Consider the following 13,773-nt stretch of genomic DNA (forward strand, 5'->3'; position numbering starts at 1 on the left):
CCCCGGCGCAAGCCGAAGCAGCCTTGTTCGCCCGTCAGGCGGCCTCCTGGGACAAAATATCCCGAAGCTGCTTGCCGGATAGCGTTTCTTCGCTGATCAGATGATTCAACAGCAGCTTAAACGACGACTTGCGTCCTCCGAGCAGCTCCCTTGTTTTGTCCGTCAGCCCTTCGAGGATGGCGGCGTTCTCCGCCGACCACTGCTCCTGCGTCAGCGCCTGCGGGTGAACGATGCCGAGCTCGGACATGCCCGATTCGATCATCGTTCTGACAATCGATGTCGCCTGCTCGAAGTCCCCTTTGGACCCCGTGCTCCGGCCGCCGTAGAAAATCTCTTCGGCGACGGCTCCGCCCAGCGCGATCATAATTTGCTCCTCCAGCACCGTCTTCGTATACAAGTAACTGTCCTGGCGCGGATGGTGGCGGACATAGCCGAGCGCTTGCCCGCGGGGGGTAAGCGATACTTGCGCCACGCTGTTCGGACGCACCGATTCGGCGACGATCGCATGGCCCAGCTCGTGAATCGCCACGCGCTCGCGCTCCTCGCGCGTCGTCTCGCGGTCCATCCGCTCGCCCATCATCACCTTGTCGATCGCCTGCGTAAGATGCGCCATCGCGATGCTCTCGGCCTCGTCGCGCATGGCGTAAATCGCCGCCTCGTTCATGACGCTCTCCAGCTGCGCTCCCGAGAAACCGAACGTTTCCTCCGCCACCTTGGACAGCGACGCGTCCGCGCCGAGCGGCTTGTTGCGGGCGTGCAGCCGCAAAATATGCTCCCGGCCCGACTTGTCCGGCATATCGACCTGGATGTGGCGGTCGAACCGGCCCGGACGGAGCAGCGCCGGGTCAAGCAGCTCCTTGCGGTTGGTCGCCGCAACCAGCAGGACGCGAACGGCTTCGTCGCCCTGCACGCCGTCCATTTCCGTCAGCAATTGGTTCAGCGTCTGGTCGTACTCGCGATGCTGGCCTCCGTCCCTTTTGCCGCCGATCCCGTCGATCTCGTCGATGAAAATAATGGCGCTGTCGCGCTTCAGCTTGACCGCCTGCTGCCGCGCTTCCTTGAACAGGTCGCGAATCCGCCCGGCGCCGACGCCGACGTACATTTCCACGAATTCGCTGCCGGAGGCGGCGATAAACGCGGAATGCGTATACTGCGCGGCCGCCTTCGCCAACAGCGTCTTGCCGGTTCCCGGAGGTCCCGTCAATAAGATGCCCTTGAGCGGGCGTATGCCCAACTTCTGAATTTTGTCCTTGTAAACGAGAAAATCCAGCGCCTCCTGCAATTCCCGCTTCGGCTGGTCCTGTCCTCCGATATCGTCGAAGGTCAGGAACTCCGGCTTGCGGGCGACCGTCTTTTTGCCCCCGGCCGCGCCCATTGCCATTCCGCGCGAGCGGCTGAACAGATAAATCCCGCCGAACACAATCAGTCCCATCGTCAGTATGGCCGGCGGCAATCCGACGTACACTAGAAAAATAAGCGTGACGAGGATAACGCCGATCGCCATTTCTTTGCCGTAGCTTCCGATTTTACGCATTCGGCCACACCCCCAACGTCGCAGGCTGGCGCGGAAGCACGACGAATTTCGCCGCGTCTCCGTCCCTCAAAGAAATATAAACGTTATTTTCGTCGATGTCCGTCACCGCCGTCACGCCCGGGAACCGCTCCGACAGTTTGGCCATCGCATCCCGGATGCCGGAATATTTGCGGTTCTCCATCGCCTCGGCGACATCGAACAGCGAATAGCTCCAAGCCTTGTCCAGCAGCTCGCTGCCCGGCGCCGTCACTTTCAGCTCCAATTGGCGGCTGCCGATCTCTCCGGCTCCGTCCTGCTTGATTTTGCGGTACACGTCGCCCAGATTCGCGCCGGGATCAAGCTCGACGCTGATCCTCACGAGCGCGCCGGTCATATCGATGTTCGCGGCTTCGACGCCGGGAACCGAAACCGCGACCTTGTCCAGCGGTTTCTCGATGCCGTAATGGCGATAGGCGAACCATCCTCCGAATAATATGGCGGCCGTTAATGCCGCCGTTATCGTAATGGGCAATAGTTTGATTTTGTTCATAAGCCGATCCCCTCCATGTTTTGAACTAAGCTGGCGGCGGCAGCGATCGGTACTGGTTTGGCGCTGTATTGATGCTGGGTTGGTGCTGTATTGATGCTGGGTTGGTGCTTGATGCTGGGTTGGTGCTGGGTTGGCACCTTGGTTAGTGCTGGTTTGGTGCTGGCTCCGTACTGGTCAAATAAGGTCAAACGAAACTCTCGATCCAATCGGGTACAACTAAAAGTATATCAGGAAATGATAGACGAATCGTTAGACGATGTCTGGCAATTCGGGCAGTTAAAAACAATTTCCGAGGTGAAAAACTGGAGGAACGATACTCGAAAGAATCGCACATCGGCGCTCAAATGGGGCGAAATTGGAGGACGATACTCGAAACAATCGTACATCGGCGCTCGAATGGAGCGAAATCAGGGGACGATACTCGAAACAATCGTACATCGGGGCTCGAATGGAGCGAAATCAGGGGACGATACTCGAAAGAATCGTACATCGGCGCTCGAATGGAGCAAAATCAGGGGACGATACTCGAAAGAGTCGTACATCGGCGCTCGAATGGAGCGAAATTGAGGGGCAATACTCGAAAGAATCGTACATCGGAGCTCGAATGGGTCGGAATCGGAGGACGATACTCGAAAGAATCGTACATCGGAACTCGAGGTGGCTCCCCGCAAAGTAACATCAAGCTTCGAAGCTTGGCGTCACTATGCGGGCCCACTATGCGGGGAGAGCCTGCAACATAAGGAGATAGATGCGGCCTGTATCATTCCATCGATAAATTGTTTAGTACGTGCTTTTTTCCGACTGGAGAGTCGTCCGTTACTGAATAGATAATACATAAGTTCGGATCAGCGAGCCGTCCTCGAACGAATAGAAATCGAGCGATTGGCGGTCCTCGCTGCTTTCGTTCCAATAGCGGATTTCCCAGGCGGGCTGACCGTTAAACCAGGCGGGCATAATCCGGATCGGCTTTCCGGTATGAGCCGCGGCGAACTTGTCCAGCATCTGCCGCTCGTTCAGGTTCTCGCTGGCTTTTTTCCGCACGACCTCGTTCTCCAGCTCGAACACGGTCCACTGCTCGCCGCCCGCATCTTCGCCCGTCACGATCCACACCGTTTCCTGCCACGTGTGGCGGTCCGAGTCAAGCACCTTGACCAGCTCGCCCTGCTCCTTCGCGACCCGAATCGCCTGGTTCTCGGCCTTGCGATATTCGGAATCGGCCGAGCTGATGAAGAGCACGAACGAGACGGCGACGAACACGACGAATCCGGCGACAATGACAAGCCACCTGCCGGGAGTAAGGGAGGGAAGCACCCGCTTCCCTTCGCTCCGGCCCCTGTTCATGCCCGCAGCCTCCGGTAGCGGCTTTCCGCCTCGGCCATGATTTTCTCCTCGTCCAGCGTCGTCGGCCGGCCGTCGCGCAGCAGTTGTTTGCCGTCCACCCATACGTGAACGACATCGGAGCCTCTGGCCGAATAGACGAGATGGGATACGTAATCCGTACGCGGCACGAAGTGCGCCTGCGCGATATTAACGGCGATGAGATCCGCTTTGAAGCCGACTTTTAATTGCCCGACAACGCCCTCCAGCCCGATCGAGCGAGCTCCGTACAGCGTGGCCATCCGAAGCGCCTCTGTCGCCGGAACGGCGGTCGGATCGCCGCTTACGCCCTTGTGCAGCAGCGCCGCGGTCGTCATCTCCTGGAATAGGTCGAGGTTGTTGTTGCTCGCCGCGCCGTCCGTTCCGAGCGACACCGTGACGCCCGCCTTAAGCAAATCGGGCACGCGGGCTACGCCGCTCGCCAGCTTCAGGTTGCTGATCGGATTATGGGATACGGCCACTTTCCGCTCGGCCAGCAAAGCGATTTCCTCGTCGTTCAGATGAACCGCATGAGCGACCAGCGCCGGTCCGCCGAACACGCCGAGACGGTCCAGATGCTCGACCGGACGGCAGCCGTAATCGCGCACGTTCTGCTCGACCTCGGCAAGCGTCTCGGACATATGCGTATGCAGCGGCACATTCAGCTCGCGCGCCGCTTCCACAAACTTCAAAATAAAGTCGGGGGGACAGGTGTACGGAGCGTGCGGCGAAATCATCACGCGAATCCGGTCGTCCGCCTGGCCGTGCCATTCCCGCGCGAAGCGAATCGCGTCCTCCAGCTTCGCTTTCTGCTCCTCCTCCGAGCACAGGCCGATGACGCCCCTGGCCAGACTCGCTCTTAGCCCGGAGGCTTCCGTCATCTCGGCGACTCGCCGCGAATGATCGTACATGTCGACGAAGGTCGTCGTTCCGCTCTTGATCATTTCGACGGCAGCCAGCGCCGAGCCCCAGTAGACGTCGTCTCCGGTAAACTTCGCCTCGGTCGGCCACATATGGTTTTGCAGCCAATCCTGCAGCACCAGATCGTCGGCCATTCCGCGCAGCAGCGTCATCGCCGCATGGCCGTGCGTATTGACAAGGCCGGGCATGAACAATAGCCCTTTCCCGTCCACCGTCTCGGTCGCCCGGGCCGTCTCCTCCTGCGGCGCTTCCCCTTCGCCCATCGCGGCGATTTTTCCATTTTCTACAGCCAGCCAGCCTTGAAACTCCGGCAAATTCTCATCTATGGTTACAAACGTGCCCTGCTTGATCAACAGCCGCGTCATTGCTCCACGTCCCTTTCCGGCTCTTCCTCGTTTTGGTGATCCATGTAATAGGCCAAGCTGAGCAGCTCGGCGGTAAAATCGGCGTTATGGATGCGCACACCCGGAGCCGCCTTCAATACGACGGGCGCAAAATTGAGCAGCCCGCGGATGCCTGCCGCGACGAACCGGTCGGCGACGTTCTGCGCCTCGCCGGCGGGCACCGTAATGATCCCCACGGCAATATCGAGCTTGCGCACCGTCTCCGACAGCTCCTGCATCGGCTGGACCTTCAGATGATTGATCGAGGTTCCGGACTTGCTTACGTCCGCGTCGAACACGGCGACGATCTTCATATTGTCCTTGATATACATGTTGTAGTTGCACAGCGCACGTCCCAGGTTGCCCGTTCCGACCAGAGCGACGTTCATCGTCTTGTCCAGCTTCAAAATCTGGCGGATTTTCTCGATCAGGTAATCGACGTTGTAGCCGACCCCTTTGCGGCCGAATTCGCCGAAGTAAGCGAGATCCTTGCGGATCTGCGCCGGGTTCAGGTCCAGCTTCTCTCCGAGATCCTGCGAAGATACGGTTTGAATACCGCTGAGACTAAGTTCGTTTAAGTAGCGCAAATAAATCGGCAGCCTTCTGACGACGGCTTCGGATATTTTGATCGGCTTCATCGCATGTCCCCTCTCTCTTGCGCGGCGGCCGCGTTATTGTCGCCGTCGGCTTCCGGATTCAACCACGATTTGATTCTCGACGTCATGCCCGCCAGCGGCAGATGTTCCATTTTCGGTCCCGGCAGCGAGTATAGAAAATATTTTCCGTAATTCGTGTCGATGACTCTCGTATCGTACAGAATAACGATACCCTTGTCGTTGGCCGTTCTGACGAGACGGCCGAAGCCCTGCTTGAATTTGATGACCGCCTGCGGCAGCGACAGCTTCATGAACGGGTTCTGCTTCTCGGCCTGAAGCTTCTCGGACTTCGCCTCGGCCACCGGATGGTTGGGAGGCTGGAACGGCAACCGGACGATCGCCAGGCAGGTCAGCGCGTCTCCGGGCAGATCGATGCCTTCCCAGAAGCTGCTTGTCCCGAGCAGCACCGAAGCCGGCCGTTTCATGAATTGCTGGGTCAGCCGGCTTCTGCTGCCGTCGTCCACCCCTTGGCCGAGCACCTGAATTCCGACCGGCTCAAGACTGTCCTTGAGCGGGCCGTGAACGTGCCTCAGCATGCGGTAGGAGGTAAACAGGACGAGCATTCTGCCGCCTACCGTTATCGCGGCGTCCCGCAGCGAACCGATCAGCGCCTCGACGAACGCCGCTTCGCCGTCCCTGCCCTTGATCCCCGGAAAATCCCGCGGAATCAGCACGAGCGCCTGCTCGCGATAGCGGAACGGGGACGGCAGCATCGCCGTCTTGAGGCGGCCGCGCTGCTCCGCGTCTCCCAGGCCGAGCTGCTCGGTCACGTATTTGAACGACTTGTCGATCGTCAGAGTCGCCGAGGTCATGACGACGCTCGCCTTCTTGTCGAACATGCCTTCCTTAAGCAGCCCGCTGACGTCCGCAGGCGCCCCGTAGACGCTGACGGAACGGTTGCGGTACTGAGAGTGCCCCTCCGCCCAATAGACGAACTCGGGCCGCCCCAGCGTCACGAACGACTGCGTATCGGCGCGAATGTTGGACAGGTCCTTCAATACGCCTCCGAGGTCGGTCAACAGGCCCTGCACGGTCAACTCGTCCGTTTCCTCGCGGATTTCGACCGTCAGCTTCTCCAGGGGGCGAATCAGGTCCGACAGCAGCTGGATGACGTTGTTGCCGTCCACGCTGAGCGCCTCCCATTGCGCAGGAAGATCGGTTGGCTTGATTCGCAGCGTGAAGCTCCCGGTTTCGTCGGCCGGTGCGTTGGCGGCAAGCATCGCGAACAGCGCCTCCATCCAGCGTTCCCAGGCGTCGCGAATTTCCGGTGCCTTGGGCAGAAGCAGTTCGAGCTTCTCCGTCCACGCTCCGGCGTAATCGGAAGGCATCTCCCCAACGGAGCCGATCAGCTGCGGAAGCAATCCCGTGCGAGCGTCCTTCCACAGCCGCTGAAGCGGAATCATCAGAGAGGAATAGGACGTCTTCTGGCCGAGGTGACTGCTGGCCACTTCCTCCAAATGGTGCGCCTCGTCAACGATCAGCCGATCGTAGGCCGGCAGCAGACGATGCTCGGCTCTCATGTCGGTGAACAGCAGGGCATGGTTCGTAATGATCAAATCCGCTTTGCCCGCTTCGTTGCGCGCCCGATGGTAGAAGCATCTTCTGAACCAGGGGCACGCCCGGTTCAGGCAGGAGGCCGCGTCGCTGGCGACGGCCGCCCATTCCTCGCGGCCCCGGCCCCCGACGTTCAGTTCCTCCGATTCGCCGCGGGTCGTCTCGCCGAGCCATACGGTCATGCCCGCCCGGGAGACGGCCTCCTCCTTGCCGAGCGCGTGCTCGGGAATCTGCTGCCGGCTCTCGAACTTGCGCAGGCATAAATAGTTGCTTCTGCCTTTGAATACCGACGCCTTGAAAGACATCGGAAGCACCTGCTGAAGCAGCGGCAGATCCCGTTCGCGCAGCTGCTCCTGAAGCTGGATCGTATGCGTGCTGACGACGATTTTTTTCTCTTCTTTCCGCCCATAATAGAGAGCGGGAAGCAAATAACCGAGCGACTTGCCGGTGCCCGTTCCCGCTTCCACGAGCAGATGGGAATCGTCCTGCAGCGCCTCGCGCACTTCGCGGAACATAATGTCCTGGCCCTCGCGGGACTCGTAGCCGGGGAATATCGTCTGCAAGCCGCTGCGCACCGTTTCCAAATAACGCTCGAAATCCATGTCGGGCCAATCGGCGGAGGACGGAGATTCCTCTTCGCCGGAAACGTTCGCCTCGTCGCTCCAATCCCCGACGTTCATCGCGAACTGGCGGAAATGATGGATTCCGTCTTCCGGCAGAGGCGGCTGCGTCTCCCTCCAGGCGACCGCGTCGGCGATCAGCCAACCGAGATCGTACCGGTCGGAATCGAACATCGCATGCAGACGCTGAAGCGTAAACATCGGCAGCGTTCTCAGCTTGTCGCGGCAGAGCAGGAACAGCTGCGCCGTGGCGACCGCGTCGCTGTCGGCCTGATGCGGCCGTTCGTGGACAATGTCCAGCGCCTGGGTCAACGAGGTCAGAGCGTACGAGGGCTGCGTCGGGAAAACGATGCGGGCCAGATCGACGGTGTCGAGCATCCGCCCGGCGAAAGGCAAATAGCCGCCCCGATCCAGAGCGGCCTGCAGGAAATGGGCATCGAAGCCCACATTATGTCCGACGAGCACGGCGTCCTGAAGCAGGGGGACGATCTCGCTCAGCATATCCTCCAGCTCCGGCGCTTCCGCGACGTCCTTATCGGCGATACCGGTAAGGCGGGTAATCTCCTGGGGGATCGGTTTGGAAGGCCGAACGAAGCTTGCATACGTAGAACAAACGGTACCCGCCTCGTCCACGACGGCGAGTCCCGCTTGGATAATTTCATCTTTATCGGACGACATGCCCGTCGTTTCGAAATCGAGCACGGCAAATTTCATTCCAGACTTCCTTTCCGTCACGCCTGCACGAGCGACTGCAGCTCCGCGCTGCCGAACTGCAATTGAATTTGGGTATTGCCTTGACTGACCGACTGGAGATTAAGCCGCGGATCGGCAAAGCCGGGATCGGCTTCCAGCGCTTTATGGAAATAAGTTCGAGCTTTGTCCAGATGGGCATAGATGGCCTGAATGCAGCCCAGCGCGTTAAAGGCGATCGCCTGCAGCCGCTTCTCCTCGGTCATCGCCGCGATCAACTGGAAGTGCCGCTGCGCTTCGTTCCAACGGGTCAAATGCATAAGCGACATCGCCAGGAACAACCGTGCGCACAGAAAATCCGGATAGGCGGCAATCGTCTGCTCCAACTGATCGGAGGCCTGCTTGAACATCTGCAGCTTGAAGTAGCCCTGGCCCTTGACGAACGAATCGAGCAGCCGCTGCGGTTCCTGAACGACGAGATCGGGCTGCTGCTGAAGATCGCGGAAGCCGCCCATTTTGTCCTCGAACTGAAGCCATAACTCAATAATATCATCACTTAGCGATTTGAGCATGTCCCATTGTTGCCGGCAAGCGATTTTTTCTTCGGCGGAGGCTTGCGGATAACGTAAAATAAGATCGTCGAGCACGTCGTTCATCGTCTCGAACCATTGCTGGATCATGTTCGTTCCCCCTTGGTCGCAAAGCGATACTGTATGCTCATTCTGTGTTCCGAGGGGGTGTTTCATACGCGTTACAAAACGGTCGAATGCGGCTCCTCCGCCAACAATTTAACAACGCGGTTGCGTTCGTCCATAATGGCGACCCGCGGATGGTGGCGGCGCGCCTCCTCGTCCGAGAACAGTCCGTAATTGATGATGATGACCTGGTCGCCCGGCTGCACGAGCCTGGCCGCGGCCCCGTTCAGGCAGATGACGCCCGAGCCGCGAGGACCCGGAATAACGTAAGTTTCAAACCTGGCTCCGTTGTTGTTGTTGACGATCTGCACCTTCTCGTCGGGCAGGATGTCCACAAGCTCCATCAAATCCTGGTCGATGGTTACGCTCCCTACATAATTTAAATTGGCTTCGGTCACCGTCGCGCGATGGATTTTCGCTTTCATCATTTGGCGGAACATGCTTCAACACCTGCTTCCTTGGGATTTAACAGCCGATTGTCGATCAGGCGGGTGCTGCCAAACCGGACGGCGAGCGCGACCAGCAGCTGGCCTTCGACGCCTCGCAGAGGCGCTCCGCCGTCCGGGGGCAGCAGGTCGGGGTACGTCAGCGCTTCGGCATACTCGATCTGGGCCAGCGGAGAACGTCCGATCTCCCGCCGCAGCCGCTCGGACAGCTCCGATGCGGAGACGCCTTCCGCGATCCATGCCGGAACTTGGGCAAGCGAGCGCGACAGCGACAGCGCCTGCTCCCTCTCTTCCGCGCTTAAGTATACGTTTCTGGAGCTCAGCGCCAATCCGTCCGGCTCCCTTACGGTCGGGCAGGGCACGATTTCGGTCGGCATATTCAAGTCCTGGGCCATTCTGGCGACTATGGCTGCCTGCTGGGCGTCCTTCAGCCCGAAGTACGCGCGATCCGGCTGCACGATGTTCAGCAGCTTGGCCACGACCGTAGCCACGCCGTCGAAATGGCCGGGACGGCTGGCGCCGCACAGCCCTTCCGTCACTTCGGAGACGGTCACCGTCGTGACGCGGCGCTGCGGGTACATCTCCCGCACGGTCGGCGCGAAAACGAGATCGACGCCGCAGGAAGCCGCCAGGGCGACGTCTCTCTCTTCGTCGCGGGGATATTTGTCCAAATCCTCGTTCGGACCGAATTGGATCGGATTAACGAAAATGCTGAGCACGGTCAAGCCGTTCTCCCGCGCCGAGCGGCGCAGCAGGCTGGCATGGCCTTCGTGCAAGTAGCCCATCGTCGGAACGAAGCCGACGGAAGCCGCTTCGGGCGGGCGCGAACGCCGGAAGGCCGCGATTTCCCGCCTCAGCTCGGCAACGGTACGAAGGATCGTCGGCTTCATTTGCGCTCTCCTCCTCCGTACAGCTTGGCTGTCCCGCCCTGGGCGGGATCGGCCGCCTGCTGCAAGGTAAAAGCGTGCTTCTCTTCCGGGAAGGCTTTCGTTTTCACTTCATCTACGTATTGCGCGATCGCTTCGCGGATCGTATCGCCGACGTTCGCGTAGCTTTTTACCATTTTCTTGTCGCGAATGCCCGAGCCGTACCGGATCAGGTCGTGATAGACGAGCACCTGCCCGTCGCATCCGCGTCCGGCGCCGATGCCGATCGTCGGAATGCCGATCGAGCGCGTCACGGCCGCGGCCAGCTCTTCGGGCACGAGCTCCAGCACGATGCCGAACGCTCCCGCCTGCTCCAGCGCTCTGGCATCCTGCAGCAGCTTCTCCGCCTCTTCGCTGCTCTTGCCCTGCACCTTGTAGCCGCCGATCTGGTGAACCGATTGCGGGGTTAAGCCCAGGTGGCCGAGCACCGGAATGCCGGCGGACGTCAGCACGCGAATTTCGGCGGCCAGCTCAGCGCCCCCTTCGAGCTTGACCGCGTGCGCGCCGCCCTCCTGCATCAGTCTCGCGGCGTTGCGCAGCGTCGCCTCCGGCCCGAGCCGGTAGGTCGCGAACGGCATATCCGTCACGATCATCGTGCCGGGCGCTCCTCTGACGACGGAGCGAGTATGATAGATCATGTCTTCAAGCGTAACGGGAACCGTCGTTTCGTAGCCCAACACGACATTGCCCAGCGAGTCGCCGACAAGAATCAGGTCCACTCCCGCTTCCTCCGACAGCATCGCGGAAGGATGATCGTAAGCGGTCACCATGGCAATCGGCTTTCCTTGGTTTTTCATCGTTTTCAGACGCGGAACGGTCAACGCTTGTTTCATGGGAAGTTCCTCCTAGGAAGTCGGGATGACAGCAACAAAAAAACCCATTTTGCCCATGAGCAAAAAAGGGTTCCCATTCAACATAGAACGTCCTTCACGTCCTTCTGTCTCGGTCCTTTCGGCTCAGAGCAGAATCCGCCGCGAATCTGTGACGGTATGGAGTTGCCGTTGCTGCTTTCGATCCGTTTCGTTCTTCCGATATTCGCAAGTGCGGTTCGCCTTTCAGGCGATACCACCTCGCATAGCGATTATAACAGAATTCGTGTATTTCGTCTATGATCGTTCTCCCACATTTCGCCAATCGGCTGCGGTCCGGCCGGTCAGCCGGAGGCGCCGACCTCGGCCGAATAGATCGTCCGCGCGGAGCCGTCCGGCAGCTCGATGCGAAGGCCGCCCATATCGTCGAGCCCGAGCGGAACGCCCACGACCGTTCCTTGCGGCGTGTACAGCTCCGTCCGCTTGCCCAGCGTCACGGAGCGCGCTTCCCACAGCGTGCGGATCGGCGCGAAACCCTGCTCCAGATAGAGCTTGTAGAGCTGTTCGAACTGCTCGAGCACGGCGGCGATCAGGGCGCTGCGGTCAACCGTCTGGCCGGACGCCATTTTCAGAGAGATCGCCTTGCTCAGCAGCTCTTCCGAATAATCCTCCGCTTCGAGATTGGCGGAAATGCCCATGCCCACGATAATATAATTCAGCCGCTCGTCCTCGGCCGCGGATTCCAGCAAAATGCCGCTGATTTTTTTGCCGTCGACGAGCAGATCGTTCGGCCATTTGATCCCGATCTCCAGCGCCGGAAGCTGCTGCGAGATCGCCCGGCTTAAAGCGACGGCCGCCAGCAGTGTCAGCTGCGGCGTCAGCGGCAGCGGCACCGGCGGCCTGAGCAGCAGGCTCATCCAGATGCCCTTGCCGGCGGGAGACACCCAGCTGCGGCCCATGCGGCCGCGGCCGCTCGTCTGCTGCTCGGCGATGACAAGCGTGCCTTCCTCGGCTCCCCGCTCGGCCAGCAAGCGCAGCTCGTTCTGCGTCGAATCGACGACGTCGAGCAGCGTCAGGCGCCGTCCGAACGAGCTTGTGCGCAGCTTGGGCAGCAGCTCCTGAAGCGTCAGGCGCGACGGTTTGCCGGTTAGACGGTAACCGAGGCGGGGCACCGCTTCGATGCGGTAGCCTTCCGCTTCCAGCTTGCGAACCTGCTTCCAGACGGCCGTGCGGCTCACGCCCAGCAGCCGGCTGATTTCTTCGCCGGAGACGTACTCTCCTTCGCGCTCCTCCAACAAGCCAAGTAAACTCGTCTTGCTCATCTGCGTTCCTCCCGCCTCGACTCTCTCTGCGCCGCGTTGCTCTCCTTGGCGGCCGCCAGGAGGGCAAACTTCTCGTTGGGAAGACGACCCGAAGCCGCCTCCGCCAGCAGCCGGCGAAGCGTCTCGGCAATCCACGGGCCGGGAGGCTGCCGCAAATACCCCGACAGCTCGTCTCCCTTCACGTCAAGCTCGCCCACGGAAGCGACCGGCATCGCTTCAAGCCACGCCCGCATCTCTTCCCACGGCTCTCCGCACGCCTCGCGAATGGCCAGCGCGTCTTCGGCAGCCGCTCTTCCGTAATCCAGCGCCGCTTCGATCCACGCCGGTTTAAGCTCGTCCTCTCCGCGGCCGTCCAGCCTCGCGAAGAGTCCGACAGCCGCGGCGATCCGGCCGACTCTCTGCCCGCCGAGCCGCAGCGTCCGCAGCAGCGCCTCGGCGTCCGCCGCGCCGACCTTCATCCCGGCCAGCAGCGCGGCCCACCGCAGGTCCGTCTCCGGCAGCGCGGGCAGGCTCAGCAGATTGCCGAGCGAGCTCTCGTCGGCGGAAGAAGCCCCCCAGACATTCCATTCGCGAGGCGAGCCGTTCAGCCGATACCGTTCGGCCGCCTGCGCGAACGTCTCCGGCAGCGGCTCCTTCACGCAGGCGAGCAGCCCGCTCTTGAACAGGTAGTGCATCGCCTGCTCCGGTCCGCTGCCCGCCATCATTTTGTCCCACTCGGCGCCGATCCGCTCGAGCGCCACCTGCTTCAAGCGGCCCCGCTGCCGAATAATGCCGTCCCAGACGTCCGACAAAATCTCGAAGCCGAGCTCGGCCGCGAACCGAATCGCCCTCAGCATGCGAAGCGCGTCTTCCCCGAAGCGCTCCGCGGCGTCCCCTACGCAATCGACGACGCCGGCCCGAAGCGCGTCCTGGCCGCCGAAGGGATCGATCAGCTCGCCGCCGGAGGCGAACGCCATCGCGTTAAACGTAAAATCGCGGCGTGCCAGATCCTCGTTCACGTCCAGCACGAACGCCACCTCGTCGGGCCTCCGGCCGTCCGAATAGCCCGCCTCTTGACGGAACGTCGTCACCTCGAAGGGACATCCGTCTTCCATAACCGTTACCGTGCCGTGCTTAAGACCGGTCGGCAGCGTCCTGGCGAACAGCGCCATAACCGCCTCCGGCTTGGCCGAGGTCGCGATATCGATATCGTTCAGCGGTCGCCCCAGCCATCTGTCCCTGACGCAGCCGCCGACCAGATAGGCGCGATGGCCGGCGTCCTCCAGCCTGCGAACGATGGCCAGGCCTTCCTCCCACAGCCGGTCGTCCCTGTCGTTCCTCTGCATTTCGTTT

12 protein-coding genes are annotated in these 13,773 nt (G+C 60.9%); all 12 read right to left on the reverse strand.

From position 1 onward, the window contains the following. Positions 1-34 precede the first annotated feature (34 nt). The gene (locus tag ACFFT4_RS09605; protein WP_378047190.1) at positions 35-1,525 is read right to left on the reverse strand and encodes an AAA family ATPase; all 1,491 of its coding nucleotides are present in this window, start codon (positions 1,523-1,525) and stop codon (positions 35-37) included. Between the two features lies 1 nt (position 1,526). Beyond that, entirely contained in the window at positions 1,527-2,063 is a 537-nt protein-coding gene (locus ACFFT4_RS09610) for a hypothetical protein (RefSeq protein ID WP_378047107.1), read from the reverse strand. An 816-nt stretch (positions 2,064-2,879) separates the two neighbouring features. Continuing rightward, positions 2,880-3,404 carry a cell wall elongation regulator TseB-like domain-containing protein gene (locus tag ACFFT4_RS09615; RefSeq protein ID WP_378047109.1) on the reverse strand — a complete coding sequence of 175 codons (525 nt, stop codon included), beginning with the start codon at positions 3,402-3,404 and terminating at the stop codon, positions 2,880-2,882. Continuing rightward, positions 3,401-4,705 carry an amidohydrolase gene (locus tag ACFFT4_RS09620; protein WP_378047111.1) on the reverse strand — a complete coding sequence of 435 codons (1,305 nt, stop codon included), beginning with the start codon at positions 4,703-4,705 and terminating at the stop codon, positions 3,401-3,403. The genes ACFFT4_RS09615 and ACFFT4_RS09620 overlap by 4 nt, the downstream gene beginning before the upstream one ends. After that, positions 4,702-5,361, reverse strand: coding sequence for a redox-sensing transcriptional repressor Rex (locus ACFFT4_RS09625; RefSeq protein ID WP_378047112.1), 660 nt, complete (start codon positions 5,359-5,361; stop codon positions 4,702-4,704). The genes ACFFT4_RS09620 and ACFFT4_RS09625 overlap by 4 nt, the downstream gene beginning before the upstream one ends. Continuing rightward, a complete protein-coding gene (locus ACFFT4_RS09630) occupies positions 5,358-8,267 on the reverse strand; it encodes an ATP-dependent DNA helicase DinG, 3'-5' exoribonuclease type (RefSeq protein WP_378047113.1) in 2,910 nt (969 codons plus the stop codon). The genes ACFFT4_RS09625 and ACFFT4_RS09630 overlap by 4 nt, the downstream gene beginning before the upstream one ends. 17 nt (positions 8,268-8,284) lie before the next feature. Continuing rightward, positions 8,285-8,923, reverse strand: coding sequence for a hypothetical protein (locus ACFFT4_RS09635; RefSeq protein ID WP_378047115.1), 639 nt, complete (start codon positions 8,921-8,923; stop codon positions 8,285-8,287). A 71-nt stretch (positions 8,924-8,994) separates the two neighbouring features. Beyond that, the gene (gene panD / locus ACFFT4_RS09640) at positions 8,995-9,378 is read right to left on the reverse strand and encodes an aspartate 1-decarboxylase (RefSeq protein ID WP_378047117.1); all 384 of its coding nucleotides are present in this window, start codon (positions 9,376-9,378) and stop codon (positions 8,995-8,997) included. Beyond that, entirely contained in the window at positions 9,363-10,274 is a 912-nt protein-coding gene (gene panC, locus ACFFT4_RS09645; protein WP_378047119.1) for a pantoate--beta-alanine ligase, read from the reverse strand. The genes panD and panC overlap by 16 nt, the downstream gene beginning before the upstream one ends. Next, complete coding sequence (panB, locus tag ACFFT4_RS09650) at positions 10,271-11,143, reverse strand: 3-methyl-2-oxobutanoate hydroxymethyltransferase (protein WP_378047121.1); 873 nt, start codon at positions 11,141-11,143, stop codon at positions 10,271-10,273. Before panB ends, panC begins: the two co-directional genes overlap by 4 nt. A 320-nt stretch (positions 11,144-11,463) precedes the next feature. Beyond that, complete coding sequence (locus ACFFT4_RS09655; RefSeq protein WP_378047123.1) at positions 11,464-12,441, reverse strand: biotin--[acetyl-CoA-carboxylase] ligase; 978 nt, start codon at positions 12,439-12,441, stop codon at positions 11,464-11,466. Beyond that, a complete protein-coding gene (locus ACFFT4_RS09660) occupies positions 12,438-13,766 on the reverse strand; it encodes a tRNA nucleotidyltransferase/poly(A) polymerase-related protein (protein ID WP_378047125.1) in 1,329 nt (442 codons plus the stop codon). The genes ACFFT4_RS09655 and ACFFT4_RS09660 overlap by 4 nt, the downstream gene beginning before the upstream one ends. Positions 13,767-13,773: the final 7 nt, after the last annotated feature.

The organism is Cohnella cellulosilytica (assembly GCF_042431195.1).
Lineage (GTDB): Bacteria > Bacillota > Bacilli > Paenibacillales > Paenibacillaceae > Cohnella > Cohnella cellulosilytica.

What these genes read in the sequence shown, in the direction of transcription:
- panC (WP_378047119.1), bottom strand. Translation starts at nt 10,274, where the DNA reads ATGAAGCCGACGATCCTTCGTACCGTTGCCGAGCTGAGGCGGGAAATC.
- ACFFT4_RS09635 (WP_378047115.1), bottom strand. Translation starts at nt 8,923, where the DNA reads ATGATCCAGCAATGGTTCGAGACGATGAACGACGTGCTCGACGATCTT.
- ACFFT4_RS09660 (WP_378047125.1), bottom strand. Translation starts at nt 13,766, where the DNA reads ATGCAGAGGAACGACAGGGACGACCGGCTGTGGGAGGAAGGCCTGGCC.
- ACFFT4_RS09615 (WP_378047109.1), bottom strand. Translation starts at nt 3,404, where the DNA reads ATGAACAGGGGCCGGAGCGAAGGGAAGCGGGTGCTTCCCTCCCTTACT.
- ACFFT4_RS09630 (WP_378047113.1), bottom strand. Translation starts at nt 8,267, where the DNA reads ATGAAATTTGCCGTGCTCGATTTCGAAACGACGGGCATGTCGTCCGAT.
- ACFFT4_RS09610 (WP_378047107.1), bottom strand. Translation starts at nt 2,063, where the DNA reads ATGAACAAAATCAAACTATTGCCCATTACGATAACGGCGGCATTAACG.
- ACFFT4_RS09625 (WP_378047112.1), bottom strand. Translation starts at nt 5,361, where the DNA reads ATGAAGCCGATCAAAATATCCGAAGCCGTCGTCAGAAGGCTGCCGATT.
- ACFFT4_RS09620 (WP_378047111.1), bottom strand. Translation starts at nt 4,705, where the DNA reads ATGACGCGGCTGTTGATCAAGCAGGGCACGTTTGTAACCATAGATGAG.
- panD (WP_378047117.1), bottom strand. Translation starts at nt 9,378, where the DNA reads ATGTTCCGCCAAATGATGAAAGCGAAAATCCATCGCGCGACGGTGACC.
- ACFFT4_RS09655 (WP_378047123.1), bottom strand. Translation starts at nt 12,441, where the DNA reads ATGAGCAAGACGAGTTTACTTGGCTTGTTGGAGGAGCGCGAAGGAGAG.
- panB (WP_378047121.1), bottom strand. Translation starts at nt 11,143, where the DNA reads ATGAAACAAGCGTTGACCGTTCCGCGTCTGAAAACGATGAAAAACCAA.